Source organism: Comamonas sp. HJ-2 (genome assembly GCF_053615495.1).
In genome coordinates this window covers 1-817 of record NZ_JBSIFD010000073.1, presented here as the reverse complement: position 1 = coordinate 817, position 817 = coordinate 1, and the positions used below count along the sequence as shown (strand labels likewise).

Sequence of the window (817 nt, the reverse complement as noted above, 5' to 3'; positions counted from 1 at the left end):
GGGCGTGTCCGAATTTTTGTGTAAACGGTTCGGACTTCAATTGACGGAGATGCGGTCTCCGAACTGAATGGTAAAGCGGGTCAGCGCAGCCTTCCAATCCCGGATGGGCATGGTCCACTTCTGACTGATGTTGCGCAGGGCCAGATAGAACAGTTTGGTCAGCGCTTCGTCACTGGGGAACGAGCCCCGGTTCTTGGTCAGCTTCCTCAGGCTCATGTTGACCGACTCGATGGCGTTGGTGGTGTAGATGACCTTGCGGATTTCGGGTGGGTAGTCAAAGAACGGAATCAGCCGGCTCCAGTTCCTGCGCCAGGACTGGCCGATGGGTTGGTACTCGGCATCCCAGCGGGCCTCGAATTCACCGAGCATCAGCTCGGCCTCCTCGGCGGTGGTTGCCGTGTAGATGCGTCGCAGGTCGGCGGCCACTTCTTTGCGACGCTTCCACGAGACGTAGTTCAGGCTGTGGCGCACCATGTGCACGATGCACAGTTGCACCACCGCCTTGGGAAAGACGGCCTCAATGGCGTCAGGGAAGCCCTTGAGCCCATCGACACAGGCAATGAAGATGTCCTGCACGCCCCGGTTGCGCAGTTCGGTCACAACCTGCAGCCAGAACTTGGCACCCTCGGTCTGGGCCAGCCACAGGCCCAGCACCTCCTTCTCGCCATTCATGTTGATGCCGATGGCCAGGTACACCGCCTTGACCCGTACCGCGCCCTCGCGCACCTTCACATGGATACAGTCCAGGTAGACGATGGGATAGATGGCTTCCAGCGGCCGTGCCTGCCAGGCTTTGACCTCGTCGCTGACCGCATCG

1 protein-coding gene is annotated in these 817 nt (G+C 60.2%); it reads right to left on the bottom strand.

Annotation, left to right across the window (positions count from 1 at the left end):
* Window positions 1-36: 36 nt before the first annotated feature.
* The coding region (locus tag ACWGXF_RS24365; protein WP_452102604.1) for an IS256 family transposase at window positions 37-817 on the bottom strand (781 nt) is incomplete at its 5' end.